Consider the following 22,452-nt stretch of genomic DNA (forward strand, 5'->3'; position numbering starts at 1 on the left):
AGGCTAGTTATTACTTGCTACTAGCTGCTCACTAATATCAAATACGGTGTACGATAAAGTTAGCTCTTCTACATCGCTCGGCAATGCGGTATCAACATAAAAAAGCAGCTTAAACTCAAGTTCTTCACCCGCTTTTAGAGGTTGTTGATCAAAGCAAAAGCACGCTATTTTATGTAAGTACTTAGCCGCCTTTCCAGGCGACACAGAAGGCACCGCTTGCATTACTTTATCGATATCACTGGTGTTTTTTGCGCTAAACATTACCTCACGCATAGCACCCGGTTTCACATCAACACTGTATTCTTTTGATTTAACAATAAAGGGCGCACCACTTTGCGCATGGGTTGTAAAGCTCACACCTATTTCTCGGTTTTCAGTGATTTGTGTACTTTGCTTAGCTTGCTCAAGCGACGGCTTGCCATTAAGCCCGGTTATGTCGCAAAACACGTCATATAAGGGCACTAAGGCAAATGCAAAAGCAAACATACCTATACAAATAAGAATTAGGCGCTTTAATAGCGGTGCATGTGTCATTATTTAATTTCCGGCGGTGTAGAAAAAGTATGATACGGCGCAGGAGAGTCTACTTCCCACTCTAAACCTTCAGCACCATCCCATACTTTTGCAGGGACTTTATCGCCCCCTCGGGCACATTTAATTACCACAGCCACAAAGAGTAACTGCGATAAACCAAAGGCAAACCCACCTACACTAATAATTGCGTTAAAGTCAGCAAACTGCAGAGCGTAATCGGGAATGCGGCGAGGCATACCTGCCAGCCCAACAAAATGCATAGGGAAAAACAGCACATTAACGCTTACCAGCGATAACCAAAAATGCCACTTAGCCAAGGCAATGTTGTACATATTGCCCGTCCATTTAGGCAGCCAATAATAAGCCCCTGCCATAATAGAAAATATTGCCCCCGTAACTAACACGTAATGAAAGTGCGCCACCACAAAGTAAGTATCGTGATACTGAAAATCAGCTGGTGTTATAGCCAACATCAACCCCGAAAAGCCCCCTAAGGTAAATAGCACAATAAATGCAATACTAAATAACATGGGTACTTCAAAACTTATTGAACCTCGCCACATAGTGGCCACCCAGTTAAAAACTTTTACCCCTGTAGGTACCGATATAAGCATGGTCGCGTACATGAAAAATAGCTCGCCAGCAACGGGCATACCGGTCGTAAACATATGATGCGCCCACACTATAAAGCTCAGTAATGCGATAGAAGAAGTGGCGTATACCATGGAGGCATAACCAAATAGTTTTTTACGAGAGAACGTAGGCACGATGGTCGAAATAATACCAAAGGCGGGTAAAATCATGATGTACACTTCGGGATGGCCAAAAAACCAAAATATGTGCTGAAACATCACCGGATCGCCGCCACCTGCTGCATCAAAAAAGCTGGTTCCAAAGTATTTATCGGTCAGCACCATAGTGACCGCTCCGGCCAATACAGGCATAACAGCAATTAATAAAAATGCGGTTATTAGCCATGTCCAAACAAATAATGGTAGTTTCATCCATGTCATGCCTGGGGCACGTAAGTTAACAATGGTCACAATCACGTTTATTGCGCCCATAATTGAGCTAATCCCCATAATGTGCACTGCAAACACAAACATTGCGGTGTTATCGTTACTGTACGTTGTAGAAAGCGGCGCATAGAACGTCCAGCCAAATGCGGGGCCGCCTCCAGGCATTAATAACGATGCCAATAAAATTAAAAAAGCGAAGGGTAAAATCCAAAAGCTCCAATTGTTCATTCTGGGCAGTGCCATGTCTGGCGCACCAATCATGAGCGGTACCATCCAGTTAGCAAGCCCCGTAAAGGCTGGCATTACAGCACCAAACACCATAATTAAGCCGTGTACTGTGGTCATTTGGTTAAAAAAGTGAGGATCTACCAATTGTAATCCTGGCTGAAATAACTCAGCCCGAATAACCATAGCCATTGCACCACCAATTAAAAACATCGTCAGCGAAAAAATTAAGTACATGCTGCCAATATCTTTATGGTTTGTTGTATATAACCAGCGTTTAAAACCTTTGGCTGGATGGTGGCCGTGGTGAGCGTTATTGGCGTGTGGTTGTTCTACTATGCTACTCATTAGTTCGCCTCCCCATCAGCATCAAGTGCTGCCTGAATTTCACTAGGTTGGATAACATCACCCGTATCGTTACCCCACGCATTGCGTTTGAAGGTAATTACTGCCGCAAGTTGCTTTATAGATAACTGCTTTGCAAATGCCTGCATTGCAGTGCCAGGACGGCCATGAATTACAATATCTATATGATCTTTTATATCACCAAGCACAATGGGGCTACCTTTAAGCGCTGGAAACACACCCGGTAACCCCATACCTGTTGGCTGATGACACGCAGCGCAACTTGCCATATACACTTGCTCGCCTAGCGTCATTAACTCTTCTTTAGGAATCGTTTTCTCAAGTAGGGCTGCATCGGCTAATGCCGCTTTCTGCTTAGCTTGCTTAGCATCTGCAAGCCACGCGTTAAAATCCTCTTGCGACTTAGCTTCAACTACCACGGGCATAAAACCATGATCTTTACCGCATAGTTCGGCGCATTGGCCACGGTAAATACCCTCTTCGTTGATGTTGGTCCACGTTTCATTAATAAACCCTGGGTTGGCATCTTTTTTAACGGCAAAATCAGGTACCCACCAAGAGTGAATAACATCATCAGAGGTCATTAAAAAACGCACCTTTTGATTAATTGGCAGTACTAAAGGTTTATCAACCTCAAGTAAGTAATTGGGGTTTTTATTAGCAAGGTTGGCTATTTCGTCTTGAGGGGTAGACAAAATAGAATAAAACTCCACGTCTTCGCCCATATATTCATAATGCCACTTCCACTGTGACCCAGTGATCTTAATGGTTAAGTCGGCCTTACTGGCATCTTCCATTGCAATCAAGGTTTTAGTGGCAGGGATTGCCATGGCAATTAAAATAACAAACGGAATGGCAGTCCAAAGAATTTCTACTTTGGTACTTTCATGAAATTGGGCAGGAACTGCCCCTTTAGATTTACGGTGATGAATTAGTGCCCAAAACATAATTGCGAACACTATCACCCCAATCACACAACATATTAAAAATATTGTCATGTGTAGCTGATATACATTATTACTTATATCGGTTACGCCCTTGCGCATATTGTATTGGCTATTAGCCAGCACTTGCTGCGGGAACATAATCAATACAAGCCACAAGGCAGAGGTCAGTTTACCCATGTGACGGCTCCTTTGATGCTATTGCGAATGCAAAGCGAAGAGGCATACGGCTTAAACGCCAATTCGTTATTTTTATTATTTAACCAACCTAATTTGTTTTGATTGGTATAGCTGCGCCAACAAAGAATGTGTATTTGTGTGTTCTCAAAACCAAAAAGCTGTGAGTTATTGTTAGCCCAGCACATTAATGATTAGCTAAAAAACGTACAACAAGCAAGTTTCAGTATAAAAAACAAACAAGTTGTATTTTAAAATAAGCTTTAATTACGCCAGCTTAAACACAAGTTAGTTGCTAAATAGCGAGTAAAACTAGGGGGTGCATCATATAAAAGAGGAGTTAAGTGCGAGTGCAAAAAAGTTTACAGGCTAAATAATTTTAGGGCGCTTTGAGGTAGCGGAAGGTCTTTCTTAAAACAAAAATGCACACTTAAAAGTGCGCATTTATAAAAAGTTACTTAAAAATAGTTAAAAATTACATCCAGTCGGCATTTCTTATTACGCCAACAGCTAAACCTTCAATATTAAAAGATTCGTTTTCAAGGTCTACCTCTATAGGCGTAAACTCTTCGTTTTCGGCGTGTAATAATACTTTTCGGCCTGCTTTTTCGAGGCGCTTTACGGTTACGTCTTCATCTACCCGCGCAACCACAACTTGGCCGTTTTCAGCTGTTTGGGTACGGTGTACAGCAAGTAAGTCGCCGTCCATAATGCCTATATCTTTCATACTCATACCGTTAACACGCAGTAAAAAGTCAGCGGCAGGTTTAAACATAAGTGGGTCTATTTTGCAGTGGCTCTCAACATGTTCTTGCGCCAAAATAGGCGAACCCGCTGCAACTCGACCTATTAATGGCAGACCGAGTTGCTCTGGCGCTTCTTCTTCAACCAATTGAATACCACGGCTTGCGCCTGGCTTCATTTTAATAACACCTTTTTTGGCAAGCGCTTTTAAGTGCTCTTCTGCGGCATTGGCACTTTTAAAACCTAGTGTTTGCGCAATTTCGGCACGTGTAGGAGGCATACCAGTGTCTTTAATAAAAACTTTTATTAGTTCGAGTATTTGAGCTTGGCGTTTAGTTAATGGTCGCATACAACTGGTTTTCCATACAGTACATTTAACTGTGAGTATATACAGTTAAATAAAAATCGCAAATTTAAATTGCGCTTTAAAATAGCTAAACACACCGCACTTGGATATATTTTAGGTAATTACAGACGTTCAGTATTTAAAATGCTATAAATTTGCTTTCAGCATAAAGGAGTAATTATGAGTATTTGGCATCAACCCATCACATTAGCGCTTTGCAAACAGTTAGATGAGGGAATAAACGGCCAAGGCACGCTAATGAAAACAATGGGTATAGAAATAACCGAAATAGGCGATGATTACCTAGTAGCTACCATGCCCGCTATTCCTGAGCATCATAACCCTATTGGTATGGTACATGGTGGCGCAAATGTGGTACTTGCCGAAACCGTAGCAAGCTACGCCGCTAACTTTGTAGTGGACTTTACAAAATTTTATTGTGTTGGCCAGGAAATTAGCGCCAGCCATTTAAAGGCCTCTCGAAATGGCACTTTAACCGCTGTTACTCGTGCATTTCATATTGGTAAGCGCAGTTCTGTATGGGAAATAAAAATAACTAATAGCCGCGGCGAACTTTGCTGCGTATCAAAAATGACCGCAGCGGTTGTCGAGCGCAAATAATTAACTATGGCTACTTTTCGATAGGGTAAATTGTTATTTCCATACCCGCGCCAATTGCAGATATACGTAGCAGTGTATCTGCATGTAGAGCTTGGTTAAAACACTTAGGTGACGTGCCCGATTCAAAGCCAATATCAAAGGTTCTGCGCGAACAGCTCAACCATTGTTTGAGCGCATTACGTGAACACGACTCGATTAATTCACATAAGTGGTTAATTGCTTTGTCAGGCGTGGTTATGTCACCCGCGGCTTCAATACGCGCCAATTGACGATATTCGTCTTTGTCATAATGTAAAACCATCGCGTTTTTCTTTAAGTCTGCCACTAGGGCGCTAATATCTTGTTTAGACTCAAGCTCTAGATCTACATTTAAAAATTGAATTTCCGACATTGTCTGCTTTTTACCCTCTTATAGTTTCATCGCAAACTTTAACGCAGTTTTACTTTTATACCAAATCAACTAAGCGGTAAACATGGCTTTATTAATAGAAAAAACCTGTTTAAACGCCATTGGCACCTAATTTGCCTTATTAAACGGGTTAGGCTAGTTAAGCACAAATTTAGCGTTTATGTATGAAAGTTATACACACACTGTGTAATTAAAAGCTGTAGGAGAACAATAATGGTAGATCATGGCCCGCAAATTAAAAATGATGAACAGTACGATGCGCTTCGCGATGAAGGCATGAGCAAACAAAAAGCCGCGCGAATTGCTAATAGTAATACTCATAAAACCGCAGTTAAAGGCGGCAAAGCCTCAAAGTATGAGAAGCGCACTAAAAAACAGTTATACGATAAAGCAAAAGAGGTAGGCATTAGTGGCCGCTCAAAAATGAGCAAACAAGAGCTCATAAATGCCCTGCGTGATCATTAAACGCAGCCTCACTGATTTTTTATCGCTCCTTTTTATTATTTTTATAAAGTTAGAGTAAGCTTATGAATAACTGCGACAAAATGCCGCAGTAAAAGCATGGGCTGCTGTAATACACTAACGCTAAAAATAATAAGAAGCACAAAATGAGAAAGCAACTATTTAAGCGCGCACGAAAACTACATAAGTGGCTAGGCTATTTACTTGCCTTACAAATTTTAGCTTGGCTTTTAGGTGGCTTAGTAATGAGCGCAATACCACTTGAATACGTACATGGTAAGCACCTTGCAAAACGCACACTTACAAACCCATTTACACAAGCAGACTACCCCACATCACTCGATAATATTACGTCACAAGTGGCTAACCCCACTCAAATAATATTTGAGCACTTTTTAACTACCCCGCTTATTACTGTTATTAACAGCACCGAGCAGCAAAGCTTTAATGGCTTAACGGGCCGCCCTTTTAAGCCACCCACTAAAATACAAATCACCGCTAATGCGCAGGCTCATTTGCTCATTGACGCTAAGCCAATTAGCACCACACTTTTAAAACAAGGTACACGAGAGGTCGGATATAAAACAAATGTGTGGCAAGTACAATTTAACGACACCTTTAATACTACGCTGTATTTAAATGCAGTTAACGGCAAAGTTATTACCATTCGCAGCACGCTATGGCGCATCTTCGACTTTTTTTGGATGCTGCATATAATGGATTACGACGAGCGAGAAGATTTTAACAACCCGTTACTTATCAGCTTTGCAGCCACCAGCGTGCTATTTTGTTTGTGCGGTATCATTTTATTAATGCAGAACGTTAGGCTAAAAAAACTTACACGTGTTGGTCAATCAAAATAGGGTTTCCGTCTGGGTCGGTAATAATAAAACTTTTATCACCCACAGACTCAACGCTTATATTAGCGCTTTGAAAATACTCACTAAGCGCATCAACATCTTTAAAGTTTGTAACGGTTTGTGCATGCTGATCCCAACCTGGGTTGAAGGTCAGCATGTTTTTATCAAACATACCCGAGAACAAGCCAATTAAATGCTCACCATTTTTCATCACTAGCCAATTTTGTTCTATCTCACCTGCAAACTCACTAAAACCCAGTTTTTCGTAAAACGCTTTAGAGGCTCCAATATCTTTAACCGTTAAGCTTATTGAAAAAGCACCTAGCATGGTCATCTCCTCGCTATTTTTTATATCAGTATAGAGTGAACTAAACATTGCAGATTAAAATTTGTTCACGCTTTATCTTATAGCAGCAAAACTTTAAACTAGCGCCTCCTGTAGTTCACGTATGTGATGGATATGCTTAAATTTATTTTAGCCTTTGTGGCTTGTTGTATTTGTTTTTCGGCATCGAGTGAAGAATTTACCCGTTTTTCAACGGCTAAAAGGCACTTAATTAAAACCCTACCTAATAACGCCAAAAGCCTCTACTGCGGCTGCGACATCAAAAAACAAGGTAAAAAACTAGTGCCAGATCCAACGGGTTGTGGTTATGTGCCTCGTAATACATTTACCCGCTCAGGCAAAGTAAACCAGCGCGCTTTACGTATTGAATGGGAGCACATAGTGCCCGCATGGGAATTTGGCCACCAGCTACAATGCTGGCAAAACGGCGGACGTAAAAACTGTCGAAAAGTCAGTGCCAAATTTAGAAAAATGGAAGCCGACATAAACAATTTAGCCCCCGCAATTGGCGAAATTAACGCCGATCGCTCTAACTATCGCTTTGGAATGCTGAGCGAAAGCGCCACTCAATATGGCCGCTGCCAGGTAAAGGTTAACTTTAAACAACGCGTAGTAGAGCCGCCATTTTATGCCCGCAAACGCATTGCCGACACCTACGCTTATATGCAAAAAACATATGGCTTAAAAATATCAGCCAAACAACAAAAGCTATTTGATGCATGGAAAAAACAAGCATTTGCAGATAAAAGCAGCGCAAGCAAGCTTTAACACAAGCGAAATGTTATACACTCATTTACATAATTTAGGGTCTAATACGTTGAATAAATGAGCGGTTGTTGTAGTATTTTAAACAACTTATTTACAAAAAGTAGTTCTGTATGTTTAAAAATAACAAAGCATCACTCGCTATTATTGCTGCACTCTCAAGCCTAACACTTGCTGGCTGTGGCGGTGGTAGCAGCATGAATGAAACGCCCGCTCCAATCATCACACCTCCTGCAAGCACAGCCCCCACATGGACGGCAGGTGTATTTGAGCCATCGGATGAGTTAAAAAACTTTTGCGAAAACCCACGCACAGGTAACGATCCGTTTAATAATAATGAGCCTTACCCAGACCAAGCTGGTTCAGCACTTTACGAAAAGCTTTGGCTTCGCTCGTGGAGCAATGAAACCTACCTTTGGTATGATGAAATAGCCGATAACGACCCTGAAAACTTTGCTACAGTGGCCAGTTATTTTGCCCAACTAAAAACCGAAGAACTAACTGACTCAGGTGATAAAAAAGATAACTTTCATTTTTCAGAACCCTCCGAGGACTACTTTCAAGAAGCACAATCAGGTGTAACCTCAGGCTATGGCATAAACTGGGCATTTATAGGCGACCCAGCTGATAGAATTTTGCGTGTTGCCTACCTAGAAGATGACTCACCAGCAAGCCAAATTGGTTTTCAACGTGGCGATACGGTGCTCGAAGTTGATGGCGTAAGCATTAATACTAGCACACAAGCAGGCGTAGATACCCTAAACGAAGGCTTATTTAGCCCTACTAATGGCGACTCGCACACCATCGTTGTGCGCAGTAACGATGGCGCTGAAAAAACCTTTAACGTAACGGCTGGCAACATAGAACAAACGCCTGTACAAAACGTAAAAACCATTACCACCGAAAATGGCACTAGCGTAGGATACATGCAGTTTAATAGTCATATAAGTATTGCTCAAGAAGGCTTAATTGCGGCGGTTAATAAATTTAAAACCGATAACGTAGAAGAACTTGTTATTGATTTTAGATACAACGGGGGCGGTTTATTAGCGCTTTCTTCGCAGCTTGCCTACATGGTAGCCGGCAGTGCTAATATCCAAAACCGTATTTATTACCAAACTCAGCGAAACGACAAGCAACCTGTAGAGTCGCCTTTTCCGTTTATAGATGAAGAAATTGATTACTCAACCTTTTTTAGCACCGGTGATAACCTACCCGACTTAAACTTATCTAAAGTGTATGTGCTTAGCACATCAGGCACCTGTTCAGCATCAGAAGCCTTTATTAATGGTCTAAAAGGCATTGACGCCGAGGTAATACTCATTGGCGACACGACCTGCGGTAAACCATATGGTTTTACTCCAACACATAACTGTGGCACCACGTATTACACCATTCAATTTAGCGGTATCAACAGTAAAGGGTTTGGTGAATATGCAGCAGGGTTTACGCCTACGCCAACACCGCAGTTTGATGCGGATGTGAAAGGTTGTGTAGTGAGTGATGACTTCGACAATCAATTAGGCGATCCAAACGAAGGGATACTCTCTACTGCGCTTTACCATATAGATAATAACGGGACGTGCCCTGTTAGCACCGCCTCTGCGAGTATCAAAACGCAAATTCAAAGCGCGGCTGGCGATAGCAAGCAACTATTACCTCTAAACGCACCTAACGACTTTAACCGTGGCAATATGGACTTAACCTGGCCTACGTTAAATAAGGACAAGTAATGACAAAGCTCGTGGCAATATTAACCTTATTGTTTATTGGAGGCTGTAACAGTATGAGTAATGCCACTGCTAAGCCTGCGCTACTTACCGAGGTAAACCCAGGCGTTATAGCCACACTGCAGCAAGCGATTATAAAAGCGAAGGGCGGCACACTAGTTACACTTGCCGACACCGTTTTTACTAAACGCAGCGAGCTGTTACTAAGCCATGGTACAAATAAAGATCCAAATGGCATGCCCATAATGGGCGCGCATAATATAAAGTCTGAAAAATTTGTTTTACAAATAATCGGCGAGCAGTGCGTGCTTTATTATCCTAAAAAAGATATGGCTATTGAACTTAAAAACGTAAGTTGTAAAGCGCAATAAAATACTATTAAAAAGGCACACAGCATTAATGCTGTGTGTCTTTATCATTTTTCACTTGGTTTATAAGTCTTGATGCGGGCCAAACACTTCGTAATAAATATGCTCGTTTTTAACGCCTAGCGCCAGTAACTGGCTTTTCACAAACGCCATAAACCCAGCCGGGCCACATAAGTAAAAATTGCCATTTGTAAGAGGTAACTGTGCTTTTATGGCTGTTAAGTCCATTAATCCTGTAAAATCAGCCCCTTCAGTACTTTGATTAAACCACGTCATAGTTTGCAAACAGTTATAACCCGTACTTAATTCATTTAAATACTGTGAAAACGAGTGTTGCTGAGTATTTTCGCACGCATGTAAATACATAATGTCTTGATTAGAGTTATCACTTAATAGCGTTTCGAGCATCGCAAGCATTGGCGTTTGCCCAACACCTGCTGAAATAAGTACCGTAGGTTGAGTACTATTTCGTAAAAAGAAATCTCCTGCAGGCGGGTATAGCTCAACTATGTCACCTTGAGCTAGTGAGTGTAAATAATTAGACACCATGCCAGGCTTTGGTTGTAGCTCTTTTTTAACGCTAATACGGTAGTTTGTACCGTTACTTTTTTGCGAAATAGAATACTGGCGAATTTCTTCATATTCAACGCCCTCTGGTTTAACTTTTATGCCTAAATATTGACCAGGTTTATGAGTAATAACCGCTTTGCCATCTACAGGTGTGAGTGTAAAGCTTGTTACTAGCTCAGATTCAATCTGCTTATTGGTTATTTCAAATTGACGAGTACCCGCCCAACCACCCAGAGTGTTTTTACTATGCTCATACAATGCTGCCTCTTCGGTAATACAAATATCGGCAAGCAAAGCGTAAGCTTCACGCCAAGCATATTCTACATCCGGCGTAAACTGCTCTGGTATTAACTCTTTTAAGGTGCCAATTAAATGAGCACCAACAATGGGATAGTGCTCTGGTAAAATATTTAAACTGGTGTGCTTATGATTAATGCGCGCTAATGCCTCTTTTAACACCGCTAAGTTATCAATATTTTGGGCATATGCCGCTAAGGCGTTAAACAAAGCAAATTGCTGACGCCCAGAGCTTTGATTCGCCATATTAAAAATATTTTTAAGCTCTGGGTTATGGCTAAACAAACGCTTATAAAAATGATCGGTAACAACCGTGCCGGCTTGCGCTAATAACGGAACGGTGCTTTTAACAATCTCAATGGTTTTATCAGATAACATAATGTATTCCTATAGGTAAACTAACCACGACGCCCATCAACACGACGCTGTGTTAAGATAGGTGTGCAGTAAATTAAAAATAATAAAAAAGCCACTAACCACAGCAAAGCACTTATCTGCCAAGCAAAGTGTGACCCAATGATTAAGGGAAGTATTGAGCGAGTAATAGCTGCCACCAGCACAAGAGCAAAAGCAACAGATATATACTTAGGGGTGCTAAGCGTACGCCCTGTATGACCAAGCGATACACGGGTCATCATGGCTAAAATCATCATCCCTATTGTGCCAATAGTGATAAAGTGGAGCGCATCTTTGAAGGGTATTACGTTTGTGTAAAAGCTAAATGCAATCATCATTAAGCCAACACCTAACGCAAAATAAGAAAAATGCAAAGACCATAATAAAGGGACTTTTAGCACTTTTGCATTCCACCAAAGCTTTGCTCGAATTAAGTGAAGCGCAGCAACTATTGCAACAATTAATGCAGGACTAATTGAGCTTAAAAATAACTTGCTGATAAAAAACAAAGTAATTGCCAGTATTGATAAATACAGCAGCGCTTTATCAATTTTAGGAGTGCGTACTTGCTCGCTAAGCAATAAACCTTTAGCAGTAAAAAAGGGGAGTACCCTTGCTGCAACAATACCAACCAGTAAGCTAATCACGAGTACCGCGGTGTCAACCACAGCCAAAGCAAGCTTCATGTTGTTATTTAAAACAAGTAGTAAATAAAGTGTATTGAGGGCGCACAACACACTTAAAATAGCTAAAAATTGATAGTTATTTTTACTGCGTGCTTTTAATAGCATATTAGCCAGCGCAGTAATTGCACCTACCCACCATGCTAGCTGCAACACAATAACAGCCAATAAATTAATATTGCCAACATCGGGCAGCACAATAAAAAAAGCTAAACGAGCACTTACCCATATTAAAGTAAGTAGCATAAGTGCTTTGCCACTTATACTCGGTATGCCCGTCCATGTTTGCGCTGCCGTAAGTAAAAAGCCCACGACAACAACCCCCGTAAAGCCAAACAGCATTTCGTGTGCGTGCCAAAGTGTAGCTGGTATTGTTAAATGCCAATTAGCATGGCCTGTTAAAATAAGTAACCAATAACCTATAGATAAAAATGCCAGCAAACCGCCTGCTAAAAAGTAAGGTCTAAATGCAAGCATCCATAACGGCCATTTAGTTACTTGATAAATAGCTATGCGCGCCGGCACTGGCTCTGTTAAGTTTAGTGGGCGCATTAGCGTACTTCCTGCCCTAAACCATGCTGAGCAACACAACGCAGTACATAACTAACTTTCAAAATAGCTGCCACTACAATAGTGCCAATATGCGCTGATATTTGTACCTGCATCGAAAAGTACTCTGCATAGGGGTAGCTAATTAAAATGCTCACAACCATACAAACAGCGCTCAACCCTAGTACGGCATTAGCAGTAAATAAAAGCGATTCAAAAAATGAGCCCAACTCAACATTGTTGTTTACATTTTTTAGCGTAAGTGTATTCATAACCACCTCAGTAACCATTAACGTTACTTAGCTATTACACATACTGTGCCAACAAAATAAAACATTATTATTCAGTAAGTTAAATATAACCACTTTACAAAATGAGTCTTTATGACCTATTCTATTTTAAATCATAAAAACACATATAGGTCATTTTGAAATGAACCAACAATTCAACCTCACCCAAGTAGCTTTAGAGCTTGCCCAAAGCACCCTGCACGAGCACAGCTTTGATCAATTACTGGCAACGGTTGAGCGTGTAATACCTAGTGATGCCAGTGCATTACTTGTCGTGCAGGGCGAGAAACTTAAACCCTTAGCCATTAAAGGTCTGATGCCCGACAGCCTTGGCAGACGCTTTAAAATAACAGAGCACCCTCGCCTTAAGGCTATTTGCAGTGCAAGCCACGCATTACAGTTTGCACACGACTGCCCACTGCCCGACCCATACGACGGCTTACTGCTGGCTAAAACGGGCGATGTACCTGTGCATGCCTGTTTAGGCTTACCCCTTTATGATAAAAATACTCTACTTGGTGTACTCACGTTTGATAGCCTTAACGCAAATGCCTTTAGCAGTATCAGCACAGATACGCTAAGCACCTTACAAACGCTGTGTAGTGCACATTTTAAAACGGCTCTAGAGCTTGCCCATTACAAACACCATGCGCAGCATTCAAGTGCACTTGTGCAAGAGTTAACGCGTGATGCGCTTACTCGCGATGGCGGTGAAATAATTGGCCAAAGCCCAGTAATGCAAACGCTTAAAAACGAAATAAAACTGGTTGCGGCCTCTAACTTTAGTGTGCTGGTGTTAGGAGAAACGGGCGTAGGAAAAGAGCTAGTAGCGCGTAATATTCACTTAAATTCTGCCCGTAAAAATCAGCCACTCATTCATTTAAATTGTGCATCACTTCCCGAAAATCTTGCAGAGAGTGAGTTTTTTGGCCACGCCAAAGGCTCATTTACTGGCGCACAAAATGCCCGCCAAGGTAAGTTTCAGCTAGCTGATGGCGGCACATTATTTTTAGACGAAATTGGCGAGCTGCCATTGGCTATGCAAAGTAAATTACTACGCGTACTGCAAAGTGGTGAAATTCAAACCGTTGGTGAAGACACACCAAAATACGTAGATGTTCGTGTGGTGGCTGCCACTAATCGTGATTTAAAGCATGAGGTAGCACAAGGCCGCTTTAGAGCCGACTTATATCACCGGCTAAGCGTTTATCCTATTACCGTACCACCACTTAATAAACGTGAGCACGACATAACCCTACTCGCGGGTTATTTTATTGAGCAAACAGCCCGTAAATTAGGTATTAAACAATTAAAGCTAAGCACTGAAGCGCAAGCATTGCTCCACCAATACAGTTGGCCTGGTAATGTACGCGAGCTTGAACATGTTATTAGCCGCAGTGCATTAAAAGCTAAGCAAAGCCAATGGCAAAACCCTATAGTTACAATTACCAGCAAGCACTGCGATTTAACCCCACAGTTAAGTAATACAGAGCAAGTTAGCACGCAAAGCACCGTTAACTCTGCCTTCAATCAGCCATTAAAGCAGGCCGTTGAATCTTTACAGTTTAAAATTATAACCGAACAACTAAAGCTGCATAATTATAACTGGGCAGCCACTGCACGCATGCTTGAGCTCGACAGAGCTAACCTAGTACGCCTTGCTAAACGTTTAGGTATTAAGGTTAAAAAAACTATTTAAGGGTTTGAGGCTTATTAAAGTGCGCTTTTAATAAGCTTGCAAATGCTTGTACTTTTGCAGTGCGATGCACTAAATGATGTGTTACAAGCCATACATCAGTTTGCCAACTCAGTTCACTATGTAAAATAGGTACTAAATCAGTATATTGGGCTGCTACCCCATGCTGTAAACCGCCTATACCTAAGCCTTTAATTATAGCCCGTGTTGCTTCGGAGGTTTCTGAAACCCGTAGCTTTATTTGCTGCGCCGGAATGTGCTTATCAGCCCACTCAAAATAAGGAACACGTGCATTAAAACCCGCCACACCCGATACAAAGTTATGATGCTGTAAGTCATTTAATGTTTTAGGCATACCATACTTGTTTATATAGCGTTTGTTGGCGTAAAGGCTCGATGTAAGCTTAGTTAAATGCTGAGCGATATAATCCCCCTCATCTGGCCTTGGCCCTGCGCGCACTGCAATATGTGCTTGGCCATGATCTAGCCTTAACCGCTTTTGTTCTAAAATAACTTCAAGCTGCACCTGAGGGTGTAAAGCCTGAAACTTTTCGCACACATCGCCCAGCACATCCATAAACCCACTTACCGTAGTAAGTAATAAACCTCCGCGTAACGTACTGTCGGCAGCGGCAATATCGTTATGTAATTGCTCAAGTGACGAATCTATAGTTTGCGCTGTAGTAAATAATTTAGCGCCAATTTCAGTTACCTTATAACCCCGAGCATGGCGATGAAATAAACGCGTATCTAAGTTTTTTTCAAGGCTATTAATACGCCTAAGTACTGTACTGTGGTGCACATTTAATGCATCTGCAGCAGCTGTAAGCGTACCAAGCTTTGCTACCTCAAAGGCAACTTTTATGTCTTGCCAATCATCAAATTTAATTGCCATGCTACCCGCCTTCTACTTATGTGCATATACGCACACAAGTGTTGCGTTTATTCGGGTTTTCTACAAGTGAAAGTTTGCTACATTAGAGTCACTTCCAGCAAATAAAAGGTCTCAATTATGTCAGCACCAAAAATTATCGCGCTCGCGGGTAGTCTGCGCAAAGATAGCTTTAACCAAAAACTCATTAACGAAGCAGCACGTTTTGCTCTGCAAACAGGTGCTGAAGTAGAAGTAATTAAACTCGCCGATTTAAATTTGCCGTTATTTAGCGAAGACATTGAAGGGCAAGGCACCCCAGCCGATGCACAACATTTAAAAGACAAGTTACGCGCTGCTGATGGTATTTTACTGGCAAGCCCAGAGTATAACGGCTCCATTACTGCTGCACTTAAAAATGCAATTGATTGGGCGTCACGTACTGAGCAAGGCGCTCTGCCTGCATTTCGCAACAAAGTAGTGGCATTATTTGCTACATCACCTGGTGGGCTTGGTGGCTTGCGCGGCCTAAACCATGTACGCGATATTTTAAGTGGTATTGGCTCATTAGTACTTGCCGATCAGCTTGCTGTGCCTTCGGCATTTACTGTATTTGGCGAAGATGGAAAAATCACTGATCCAGCCACTGCTGAAAAAGTTAGCGTATTAACGCAGCAGCTCGTTTCTGTTGCTAGTAAATTAAGTTAATTTTTACGATTGTGTCGCTGCTAATTTAGCAGCGATAAAATCAGTGTGCGCTACATATAAAAGCCCAGCCACTTTGCGTATAACATACTCTTCTTGGGGATCTATCTCCCCATCGGCATACGCCAATCGCCATAATAGTTCAATAATTTCAATGCGCTGCGCCGCACTGCAGTGATCGTTAATCTGCTTAGAAAATTGAAAGTAATCAATTGCCCCATCTAAGCTGCCTGCGGCATTGGTCGTGAGCTCTTCAACTTCTGAATCTGTTAAATTAAAGTATTTTTTTAAGGTTACAGTCAGGGTGTGTTGTTCATTATGGTCAAGCTTAGAATCAGCACGCATTACTTCAATAAGCAGCGCAGCAACCGCTGTTTTTAGATCATGCTGCTCTATGCTTGGCTGTTGCTCGTCAAAAGCGGCAAACAGTTGTTTTATTTGTTTGAACATCACATATTCTCTTTTTGGGTGTTAGACTTAACTTAAATACATCGTGCTTAATGTTTTATTAATGGGTATTAAGTTCGCAAATTAAAGGATACATTTTTATGAAAGGCTTATACACACCGCATTTAATTGCTGGCGCTGCATTGCTAGCCTTTTCTGGTATAGGGAGCGCCTTTGCAGAAGTGGGCGAAAAAGAAAAGTCATACGACTTTGATAACAAAGTGCATTACTACCAAACCAAAATTGACAACAGCAATTATAAAATAGAAATACAATCAGACGATTACAAACACTTTGCTAATCAAAGTATGTTTTTACTGCGCCATGCAGACAGGTTATGCCGTGGTAACACTTTTATGTTAAAAGTGCTTGAAGGCGTGCAAGAGTACGAACGTTTTCCTACTAAACCACGCGCTTATCAACCACCTTTAACGGTTTTATTGCAATGCGAGGAGCCTGAATAATACGCTTACTCTTCGTATCCCCATGGTGCAGCGGGTGGCGTAATAGGTTTAGTTAAATCAAAGTCCACCTTAAACTCGCGCCCTTGGCGAATTAGCCTATAAGTAAACACCTCAGGATAAATATACATTTGCCATGTATTACCTGCCGACTGTGCAATACCTTGTGCTACAAATAATTCTTTAGAGTATTGATCGGCCGGGAAAGACTGCATTTGTGCAAAACCGGCATCAAGTGTGTGACCGCCATACATAGTTGAAGCATCGTCGCTACCATCTTTATGGCGATGATCGTGCTTTAAGCTCAAACCACTACCCGTTTTAGTAATGATCCACGTACGTGATGCATCATCTCCCACATGAAATGGTACTTGCAGCTCGCTATCTGTACATTTACGTACATGCATAACTAGTTTTTTATTTTCAAATGAGCTCGGGCCTTTTGCGTTATCTACGCTTACTTTGCCCTCAAACGCTTTACCACAATGCGCTGCAATATTATTAAAAAACGCATCATGTGTTGGTATAGATACCAAAGGCGCTGGGCGCGCAAAAGCTGCTGATGAGGCAAGTAATAAGGTTGCTGCCGTTAATAATTTCATAAAGTACTCTTATAATAGTTTTTTAATACCATAGCGGTTTAAGCTAATAATGGGAAATAGCTGCGGTGAGTGGCTTTTCTGCTCTGTTTTTCATTAATGTTAAAAGTGAATGATGGAAGTCTTGAAAAATTACCTCACCCCATATTCGCGAATAAACACCAAAATTTGTATTATCTTGCACGGTTGTTTTTAAAGTTAAAATGGTATGGCCGCTTTTATCTTCACTTAACGCATACCCACCGTAAAGAGGTGAAAAGTATTCGCCGCCTAGCTTTACGTGTTTATCGAGTGCGTCATCGGGAATGGCATCAGGGTCTATCTCAAATCTATAAAGCATCTGTTTATTTGGCTGCCAATCCGTAATCACTTCCTTAAATATAACCCCTTTTTGCCATTTACTGATTCTAACAGCCCCAACACCCGTTGCATTCATATTTGCCTCTAAAGGTTTAGGTACACCTATTAATTGAGTGAGTGAAAATGGTAATTCTTGTGGCTCTATCTTGCTTACATTTGCAAGCTGCTGCCATACACGATTTATAGGCGCTTCAATAACTATAGCGTTGGTGACTTCATATGTTTTTGATAAGTGTAAATAATTCACCTCAATAGGTGAGAGCAATACAGGAAGCAAAGCAATTGAAAGTAAAGAGCGGTTAGCATTTTTTGTTTTACGGTGTTTAATAAAGCCTGCCAGTAAACCGCCCATACTTGCAAAGAGCATAAAGGCAGGTAATGCCATTGCCACGCAAATGCTACCTTCAAGTAACGTAATAACACTTACAAGTAAAAAAACAAAAATTGGTTGCCAAGCAATTGTCACCATTTGCCTTTTAGTTAATGTTTTTGAGCTTTTAAATTCAAAATGAATACGAATATAGCCAATTGCAACGGGCACTAAAAACATAAAGGAAATAGACACAAGGCTGCTTAAATTGTATGTATCAAGTAGATCTACAAACAGCCGCATAAATATGCCGTAAAGCGTACCGAGTAAAATACCAATTGATTTAGGGGATTGAATTTGCATTATATTTCTTGTTATTTGAGTAACCATTGAACTTAGCAGATGCGCTATATCAGTTCAATTAAAATACACAGACCACTACTTAGACTAAAGGATAACAGCCCTACTTTTATAATGCTTCATCTAATTAGAACAAGCAGAAAAAATATAAGCACATGATTTAAAATAAAATAAAGTTAAGTTTATTTTCTAGCTGAGAAATTCAACTCGCAGGTTTAGCGTTAAATAAAGCCATACACGACCTTTTGCCTATACATTCCTGAGTAAAAGCTGATCTACCCTGCTCCTTCACTATTCATTTGCTTTAACAAAAGCCGTATTAATAAATAAGCAACGAGTAACAGGAGGGACTATGTCAGTAACCCCAAAGGGTAACGAACCAGAAAAAACAAGCGCACCGCACGTAGATGATGCCAACAGCTATCAAAATAAGCATAAACCCAGCTCAGAGTTTAATACCCGCGACGAATACCTAGAACACGAGCTGCAAATTATGCAGCCTAAGCGCTGGCGGCCTAATTTACCATTTAAAGACTACCGCTTTGAATTTGAAGACACCATTCCAGCTATGGCGGGCACCATTGGTAAAGTCGTTATGGTGGGGGCTATTGCCGCTACTTTTGCAGCGCCACTGGGTTTAAGCGATGCGTTTGTGTTAGAAAACGTACGCTATGAATTACTCATTGTTTCTATTTTTATTATTTTGTTTTCGGGCTTTATTTTACCCACGGCTAACTTAGCCGGTACTCACGGCCCACTTATTCCGTTAATCCCCATCGTTGTTGCCGCTGGCGGCCATCCTATGGCATTTGGCTTACTCATTGGTGCCTTTGGCTTTATTTTAGCCATAACCAAAGGAGGAAGTTTGCTCGCACGCTTAACCAGTAAAGGGGTGTGCGGAGGCTTACTCATATACTTAGGCTTTATTGGTACTATTTCGCAAGTTAAAAAGCTGTTTGCATGGGCTGAGGCCATTGATATGGCACACATCGCATTTATTGTTATTTTGGCGACCATTTTATTGTATGCGTTACTTGAGCATTTTAAAAAGCGCTGGCTAGCTGTGCCGCTTAGCTGCCTTATTGGCGGTGGAGTTGCCTTTGCACTCGGTGCGCCGTTTGAATTTAATACCGCGCCGGGCTTACCTAATATGAACCCAGCTTATTGGTGGGGCGAAAACACGGGTTGGATGCTTGGCCTACCAACACTTGAAAGCTTTGTGGTTGTGCTGCCGTTTGCGGTACTGGCTGTCGCTATGTGGTCGCCGGATTTTTTAGGACATCAAGTTTTTCAAAAAATTAGTTACCCACAACGTACTGAAAAAGTACAAATGAACATAGACGACACCATGCTAAGCGCATCGGTTAGGCAAACCTTTGGCTCGCTGGCCGGTGGTGCTAACTTTACCTCATCGTGGGGAACCTACATTGTCCCTGCCGCTATTGCTAAACGCCCTATTCCAGCAGGCGCCATTTTAACAGCCGTATTTTGTATTATTGCGGGTTTATGGGGCTACCCGATGGATTTAGCCATTTGGCAACCTGTGCTGTGTGTTGCGCTTATTGTTGGTGTGTTTATTCCGCTGCTTGAGGCGGGTATGGAAATGACACGCGAAGGTAAAACAACGCAATCGGCCGCTATTGTTGTGTTTGCGTCAAGCTTGGTTAACCCTGCGTTTGGTTGGTCACTAACTATGTTGCTTGATAACTTAGGCTTAATTGGTTGTAAAGAGCGCAGTGCTAATTTAACTAAAATGAGCCGCTGGGTTATTCCGCTCATTATGTTTGTGGTTTTAACTACCGTTATGGCTATTGTTGGTATGCTGCCAGGTATACCTGCGCTAATGGCTGATTTTAGACATTAATATTAGGATATAAAAAAGCGCGGCTGATATACTCAGCCGCGCTTTGTTTTCATATGTAATTAATTGCTTTTCGTTACTGCCAAGGGCGCTCAGCAGCTAGTTGTTTTTCAAACGCATCAATTTGTGGGTTTAGCGTTTCGGTCACACCAATAAAGTCTAAGCCACTTAATAAACGCTCTTTTACGTCTTTACGAATATCAAAACTAATTGGCGCAAACTTATCGCTTGTGAGTGTTTGGTTTTCAAGATCGATTTGAATGTTTATATCGTCGTACTGCTCACTAAGTACAAACAATTGCTCAAGCGTGTCAGCTGGTAGCGCAATGGCTAGCATTTGGTTGTTGCCACAGTTATTAAAGAAAATATCAGCAAAGCTTTCCGCTAAAATTACTTCAAAACCATATTGCTTAAGTGCCCACGGCGCATGCTCGCGTGATGAGCCACACCCAAAGTTGTCGCGCGTTAATAATATTTGCGCGCCTTGGTAGCATGGGCGGTTTAAAATAAAATCAGGGTTTGGCTCGCCGTTTTCTAGGTAACGCCAATCGTAAAACAGCGCTGCATCAAAGCCATCACGGCTAGTTGATGTTAAAAACTGCTTTGGAATAATTTGGTCAGTATCTACATTGTTTTTATCAAGTGGGGCCATTAAGCCACTAAAAAATACGCTCATTAGGCTTCTCCTCTAATATCAACAAAGTGACCATGTACTGCAGCAGCGGCAGCCATTGCTGGGCTTACTAAGTGCGTACGCCCGCCACGGCCTTGGCGGCCTTCAAAGTTACGGTTAGACGTAGATGCACAGCGCTTACCTGCTTCTAAGCGGTCGTCGTTCATTGCTAAACACATTGAACAGCCCGGCTCGCGCCACTCAAAACCTGCCGCTTTAAAAATATCGGCCAAGCCTTCGTCTTCAGCTTGCTTTTTAACAAGGCCAGAACCCGGTACGATTAACGCTTCTATGCCAGCCGCTACCTGTTTGCCTTCAACAATTTTTGCCGCTGCACGTAAATCTTCAATACGGCTATTAGTACACGAACCAATAAATACTGTATCAACTTTAGCGCTTGATAATTTATCGCCCGCTTTTAAGTCCATGTATTTAAGAGCACTGCGTATAGCATCAGCTTTAATTAAATCAGGTTCTTGATCAGGGTCGGGTATGCATTCATCAACGCCAATTACTTGCTCTGGGCTGGTGCCCCATGTAATTTGTGGCTGAATGTCGTCGGCTTCAAGCTCAACACTTAAGTCAAACTCAGCGCCTTCATCTGTTTTTAAAGTTTCCCAATATTCAACTGCGGCATCAAAGTCAGCACCTTTTGGCGCAAATGGGCGGCCTTTTAAGTAATCATAGGTAATTTGATCTGGTGCTATTAAACCTGCTTTTGCGCCCATTTCAATACTCATGTTACATAGCGTCATACGGGCTTCCATTGAAAGCGCTTCAATGCCTTCACCACAAAATTCAGCAACATAGCCTGTACCACCAGCAGTACCTAATTTACCAATAACCGCCATAATTAAGTCTTTAGAGGTGACAGTTGGGCGAAGCACCCCGTTAATTTGAATTTTTAACGACTTTGCCTTTTTTTGCTGTAGCGTTTGCGTTGCTAATACGTGCTCCACCTCAGACGTACCAATACCATGTGCTAATGCGCCAAACGCGCCATGCGTAGAGGTATGGCTATCGCCACATACAATGGTAGTGCCAGGCAAGGTAATACCTTGTTCAGGCCCCATTACATGCACAATACCTTGGTTAATTGAGTTTAAATCGTAAAGTACAATGCCAAACTCTTTACAGTTAGCATCAAGTGCCATTAACTGGTTTTTAGAGACTTCACTTGCGGCATCAAGCGATCGGCTTTTAGTCGATACATTATGATCCATCGTTGCAAAAGTTTTTTCAGGGCAACGCACCGTACGGTTTTTTTCACGTAGGCCTGCAAAAGCCTGCGGTGATGTCACCTCGTGTACTAAATGACGGTCAATATAAAGTAAATCAGTTTGCTCGTTTATGCTGGCAACGGTGTGTGCTTGCCAAATTTTGTCGTATAACGTTTGGGCCACTTGCT

Annotated in this window: 25 protein-coding genes; 10 read left to right on the forward strand and 15 right to left on the reverse strand. The window is 41.7% G+C overall.

The window, feature by feature from the left end; genetic code table 11:
- Positions 1 to 3: 3 nt before the first annotated feature.
- From AN391_RS11175 to lexA, 4 genes are all read right to left on the reverse strand, one after another.
- Positions 4 to 534: a cytochrome c oxidase assembly protein gene (locus AN391_RS11175; RefSeq protein ID WP_055015465.1), complete on the reverse strand. Its 531-nt coding sequence runs from the start codon at positions 532 to 534 to the stop codon at positions 4 to 6.
- Entirely contained in the window at positions 534 to 2,126 is a 1,593-nt protein-coding gene (gene ctaD / locus AN391_RS11180; protein ID WP_055015466.1) for a cytochrome c oxidase subunit I, read from the reverse strand. Before ctaD ends, AN391_RS11175 begins: the two co-directional genes overlap by 1 nt.
- Positions 2,126 to 3,268 carry a cytochrome c oxidase subunit II gene (gene coxB / locus AN391_RS11185; RefSeq protein WP_055015467.1) on the reverse strand — a complete coding sequence of 381 codons (1,143 nt, stop codon included), beginning with the start codon at positions 3,266 to 3,268 and terminating at the stop codon, positions 2,126 to 2,128. The genes ctaD and coxB overlap by 1 nt, the downstream gene beginning before the upstream one ends.
- A gap of 472 nt (positions 3,269 to 3,740) precedes the next feature.
- Positions 3,741 to 4,358 carry a transcriptional repressor LexA gene (lexA, locus tag AN391_RS11195; protein ID WP_055015469.1) on the reverse strand — a complete coding sequence of 206 codons (618 nt, stop codon included), beginning with the start codon at positions 4,356 to 4,358 and terminating at the stop codon, positions 3,741 to 3,743.
- Positions 4,359 to 4,535: 177 nt separating this feature from the next.
- On the opposite strand from lexA, the gene AN391_RS11200 reads away from it, so the two are divergent.
- Positions 4,536 to 4,976 carry a PaaI family thioesterase gene (locus AN391_RS11200; RefSeq protein WP_055015470.1) on the forward strand — a complete coding sequence of 147 codons (441 nt, stop codon included), beginning with the start codon at positions 4,536 to 4,538 and terminating at the stop codon, positions 4,974 to 4,976.
- A gap of 10 nt (positions 4,977 to 4,986) precedes the next feature.
- On the opposite strand, the gene AN391_RS11205 is transcribed toward AN391_RS11200, so the two are convergent.
- A complete protein-coding gene (locus AN391_RS11205; protein WP_055015471.1) occupies positions 4,987 to 5,367 on the reverse strand; it encodes a hypothetical protein in 381 nt (126 codons plus the stop codon).
- 231 nt (positions 5,368 to 5,598) lie between these two features.
- On the opposite strand from AN391_RS11205, the gene AN391_RS11210 reads away from it, so the two are divergent.
- Positions 5,599 to 5,850 carry a Rho termination factor N-terminal domain-containing protein gene (locus tag AN391_RS11210; RefSeq protein WP_055015472.1) on the forward strand — a complete coding sequence of 84 codons (252 nt, stop codon included), beginning with the start codon at positions 5,599 to 5,601 and terminating at the stop codon, positions 5,848 to 5,850.
- A 143-nt stretch (positions 5,851 to 5,993) separates the two neighbouring features.
- Positions 5,994 to 6,710: a hypothetical protein gene (locus AN391_RS11215; protein WP_055015473.1), complete on the forward strand. Its 717-nt coding sequence runs from the start codon at positions 5,994 to 5,996 to the stop codon at positions 6,708 to 6,710.
- Here the strand turns inward: AN391_RS11215 and AN391_RS11220 are convergent.
- Entirely contained in the window at positions 6,685 to 7,035 is a 351-nt protein-coding gene (locus AN391_RS11220) for a VOC family protein (RefSeq protein WP_055015474.1), read from the reverse strand. The genes AN391_RS11215 and AN391_RS11220 overlap by 26 nt on opposite strands.
- A 126-nt stretch (positions 7,036 to 7,161) precedes the next feature.
- Here AN391_RS11220 and AN391_RS11225 point away from each other — a divergent pair, with 126 nt between their 5' ends.
- The 3 genes from AN391_RS11225 to AN391_RS11235 all read left to right on the forward strand — a co-directional run bounded on the left by AN391_RS11225 (position 7,162) and on the right by AN391_RS11235 (position 9,919).
- Entirely contained in the window at positions 7,162 to 7,821 is a 660-nt protein-coding gene (locus AN391_RS11225; RefSeq protein ID WP_055015475.1) for an endonuclease, read from the forward strand.
- 110 nt (positions 7,822 to 7,931) lie between these two features.
- Positions 7,932 to 9,551, forward strand: coding sequence for a S41 family peptidase (locus tag AN391_RS11230; RefSeq protein ID WP_055015476.1), 1,620 nt, complete (start codon positions 7,932 to 7,934; stop codon positions 9,549 to 9,551).
- Complete coding sequence (locus AN391_RS11235; RefSeq protein WP_055015477.1) at positions 9,551 to 9,919, forward strand: hypothetical protein; 369 nt, start codon at positions 9,551 to 9,553, stop codon at positions 9,917 to 9,919. Before AN391_RS11230 ends, AN391_RS11235 begins: the two co-directional genes overlap by 1 nt.
- Before the next feature lie 60 nt (positions 9,920 to 9,979).
- On the opposite strand, the gene hmpA is transcribed toward AN391_RS11235, so the two are convergent.
- Genes hmpA through AN391_RS11250 form a run of 3 tightly spaced genes read right to left on the reverse strand, consistent with a single transcriptional unit; the run spans position 9,980 to position 12,683 of the window.
- A complete protein-coding gene (gene hmpA, locus AN391_RS11240; protein WP_055015478.1) occupies positions 9,980 to 11,161 on the reverse strand; it encodes an NO-inducible flavohemoprotein in 1,182 nt (393 codons plus the stop codon).
- A 20-nt stretch (positions 11,162 to 11,181) separates the two neighbouring features.
- Positions 11,182 to 12,414: an NnrS family protein gene (locus AN391_RS11245; RefSeq protein ID WP_055015479.1), complete on the reverse strand. Its 1,233-nt coding sequence runs from the start codon at positions 12,412 to 12,414 to the stop codon at positions 11,182 to 11,184.
- On the reverse strand, positions 12,414 to 12,683 hold the full coding sequence (locus AN391_RS11250) for a hypothetical protein (RefSeq protein WP_055015480.1): 270 nt from the start codon (positions 12,681 to 12,683) through the stop codon (positions 12,414 to 12,416). The genes AN391_RS11245 and AN391_RS11250 overlap by 1 nt, the downstream gene beginning before the upstream one ends.
- 160 nt (positions 12,684 to 12,843) lie before the next feature.
- On the opposite strand from AN391_RS11250, the gene norR reads away from it, so the two are divergent.
- Positions 12,844 to 14,400 carry a nitric oxide reductase transcriptional regulator NorR gene (gene norR / locus AN391_RS11255; protein WP_055015481.1) on the forward strand — a complete coding sequence of 519 codons (1,557 nt, stop codon included), beginning with the start codon at positions 12,844 to 12,846 and terminating at the stop codon, positions 14,398 to 14,400.
- Here norR and AN391_RS11260 read toward each other — a convergent pair.
- A complete protein-coding gene (locus tag AN391_RS11260; protein WP_055015482.1) occupies positions 14,393 to 15,292 on the reverse strand; it encodes a LysR family transcriptional regulator in 900 nt (299 codons plus the stop codon). The two genes, norR and AN391_RS11260, sit on opposite strands and share 8 nt — an antisense overlap.
- Before the next feature lie 117 nt (positions 15,293 to 15,409).
- Here AN391_RS11260 and AN391_RS11265 point away from each other — a divergent pair, with 117 nt between their 5' ends.
- Positions 15,410 to 15,976, forward strand: a complete 567-nt coding sequence (locus AN391_RS11265) for an NADPH-dependent FMN reductase (protein ID WP_055015483.1) — start codon at positions 15,410 to 15,412, stop codon at positions 15,974 to 15,976.
- Positions 15,977 to 15,979: 3 nt separating this feature from the next.
- On the opposite strand, the gene AN391_RS11270 is transcribed toward AN391_RS11265, so the two are convergent.
- Positions 15,980 to 16,423, reverse strand: coding sequence for a TerB family tellurite resistance protein (locus tag AN391_RS11270; RefSeq protein WP_055015484.1), 444 nt, complete (start codon positions 16,421 to 16,423; stop codon positions 15,980 to 15,982).
- Positions 16,424 to 16,521: 98 nt separating this feature from the next.
- On the opposite strand from AN391_RS11270, the gene AN391_RS11275 reads away from it, so the two are divergent.
- A complete protein-coding gene (locus tag AN391_RS11275; protein ID WP_055015485.1) occupies positions 16,522 to 16,884 on the forward strand; it encodes a hypothetical protein in 363 nt (120 codons plus the stop codon).
- Positions 16,885 to 16,889: 5 nt separating this feature from the next.
- Here the strand turns inward: AN391_RS11275 and AN391_RS11280 are convergent, their stop codons facing one another.
- The gene (locus tag AN391_RS11280) at positions 16,890 to 17,483 is read right to left on the reverse strand and encodes a hypothetical protein (RefSeq protein ID WP_055015486.1); all 594 of its coding nucleotides are present in this window, start codon (positions 17,481 to 17,483) and stop codon (positions 16,890 to 16,892) included.
- Between the two features lie 43 nt (positions 17,484 to 17,526).
- The gene (locus tag AN391_RS11285) at positions 17,527 to 18,513 is read right to left on the reverse strand and encodes a hypothetical protein (protein WP_055015487.1); all 987 of its coding nucleotides are present in this window, start codon (positions 18,511 to 18,513) and stop codon (positions 17,527 to 17,529) included.
- A 349-nt stretch (positions 18,514 to 18,862) separates the two neighbouring features.
- On the opposite strand from AN391_RS11285, the gene AN391_RS11290 reads away from it, so the two are divergent.
- Positions 18,863 to 20,374, forward strand: coding sequence for a DUF3360 family protein (locus AN391_RS11290; protein WP_055015488.1), 1,512 nt, complete (start codon positions 18,863 to 18,865; stop codon positions 20,372 to 20,374).
- A 73-nt stretch (positions 20,375 to 20,447) separates the two neighbouring features.
- Here the strand turns inward: AN391_RS11290 and leuD are convergent, their stop codons facing one another.
- Together leuD and leuC are read right to left on the reverse strand one after the other, a co-directional pair.
- A complete protein-coding gene (gene leuD / locus AN391_RS11295; protein WP_055015489.1) occupies positions 20,448 to 21,047 on the reverse strand; it encodes a 3-isopropylmalate dehydratase small subunit in 600 nt (199 codons plus the stop codon).
- Positions 21,047 to 22,447, reverse strand: coding sequence for a 3-isopropylmalate dehydratase large subunit (leuC, locus tag AN391_RS11300; RefSeq protein ID WP_055015490.1), 1,401 nt, complete (start codon positions 22,445 to 22,447; stop codon positions 21,047 to 21,049). Before leuC ends, leuD begins: the two co-directional genes overlap by 1 nt.
- Positions 22,448 to 22,452 lie beyond the last annotated feature (5 nt).

It is taken from the genome of Pseudoalteromonas sp. P1-13-1a, assembly GCF_001401875.1.
Taxonomy (GTDB): domain Bacteria; phylum Pseudomonadota; class Gammaproteobacteria; order Enterobacterales; family Alteromonadaceae; genus Pseudoalteromonas.

Bases quoted from the DNA above. Each gene is read 5' to 3' on its own strand.
- AN391_RS11175 (WP_055015465.1), bottom strand. From the start codon at position 534: ATGACACATGCACCGCTATTAAAGCGCCTAATTCTTATTTGTATAGGT.
- ctaD (WP_055015466.1), bottom strand. From the start codon at position 2,126: ATGAGTAGCATAGTAGAACAACCACACGCCAATAACGCTCACCACGGC.
- coxB (WP_055015467.1), bottom strand. From the start codon at position 3,268: ATGGGTAAACTGACCTCTGCCTTGTGGCTTGTATTGATTATGTTCCCG.
- lexA (WP_055015469.1), bottom strand. From the start codon at position 4,358: ATGCGACCATTAACTAAACGCCAAGCTCAAATACTCGAACTAATAAAA.
- AN391_RS11200 (WP_055015470.1), top strand. From the start codon at position 4,536: ATGAGTATTTGGCATCAACCCATCACATTAGCGCTTTGCAAACAGTTA.
- AN391_RS11205 (WP_055015471.1), bottom strand. From the start codon at position 5,367: ATGTCGGAAATTCAATTTTTAAATGTAGATCTAGAGCTTGAGTCTAAA.
- AN391_RS11210 (WP_055015472.1), top strand. From the start codon at position 5,599: ATGGTAGATCATGGCCCGCAAATTAAAAATGATGAACAGTACGATGCG.
- AN391_RS11215 (WP_055015473.1), top strand. From the start codon at position 5,994: ATGAGAAAGCAACTATTTAAGCGCGCACGAAAACTACATAAGTGGCTA.
- AN391_RS11220 (WP_055015474.1), bottom strand. From the start codon at position 7,035: ATGCTAGGTGCTTTTTCAATAAGCTTAACGGTTAAAGATATTGGAGCC.
- AN391_RS11225 (WP_055015475.1), top strand. From the start codon at position 7,162: ATGGATATGCTTAAATTTATTTTAGCCTTTGTGGCTTGTTGTATTTGT.
- AN391_RS11230 (WP_055015476.1), top strand. From the start codon at position 7,932: ATGTTTAAAAATAACAAAGCATCACTCGCTATTATTGCTGCACTCTCA.
- AN391_RS11235 (WP_055015477.1), top strand. From the start codon at position 9,551: ATGACAAAGCTCGTGGCAATATTAACCTTATTGTTTATTGGAGGCTGT.
- hmpA (WP_055015478.1), bottom strand. From the start codon at position 11,161: ATGTTATCTGATAAAACCATTGAGATTGTTAAAAGCACCGTTCCGTTA.
- AN391_RS11245 (WP_055015479.1), bottom strand. From the start codon at position 12,414: ATGCGCCCACTAAACTTAACAGAGCCAGTGCCGGCGCGCATAGCTATT.
- AN391_RS11250 (WP_055015480.1), bottom strand. From the start codon at position 12,683: ATGAATACACTTACGCTAAAAAATGTAAACAACAATGTTGAGTTGGGC.
- norR (WP_055015481.1), top strand. From the start codon at position 12,844: ATGAACCAACAATTCAACCTCACCCAAGTAGCTTTAGAGCTTGCCCAA.
- AN391_RS11260 (WP_055015482.1), bottom strand. From the start codon at position 15,292: ATGGCAATTAAATTTGATGATTGGCAAGACATAAAAGTTGCCTTTGAG.
- AN391_RS11265 (WP_055015483.1), top strand. From the start codon at position 15,410: ATGTCAGCACCAAAAATTATCGCGCTCGCGGGTAGTCTGCGCAAAGAT.
- AN391_RS11270 (WP_055015484.1), bottom strand. From the start codon at position 16,423: ATGTTCAAACAAATAAAACAACTGTTTGCCGCTTTTGACGAGCAACAG.
- AN391_RS11275 (WP_055015485.1), top strand. From the start codon at position 16,522: ATGAAAGGCTTATACACACCGCATTTAATTGCTGGCGCTGCATTGCTA.
- AN391_RS11280 (WP_055015486.1), bottom strand. From the start codon at position 17,483: ATGAAATTATTAACGGCAGCAACCTTATTACTTGCCTCATCAGCAGCT.
- AN391_RS11285 (WP_055015487.1), bottom strand. From the start codon at position 18,513: ATGCAAATTCAATCCCCTAAATCAATTGGTATTTTACTCGGTACGCTT.
- AN391_RS11290 (WP_055015488.1), top strand. From the start codon at position 18,863: ATGTCAGTAACCCCAAAGGGTAACGAACCAGAAAAAACAAGCGCACCG.
- leuD (WP_055015489.1), bottom strand. From the start codon at position 21,047: ATGAGCGTATTTTTTAGTGGCTTAATGGCCCCACTTGATAAAAACAAT.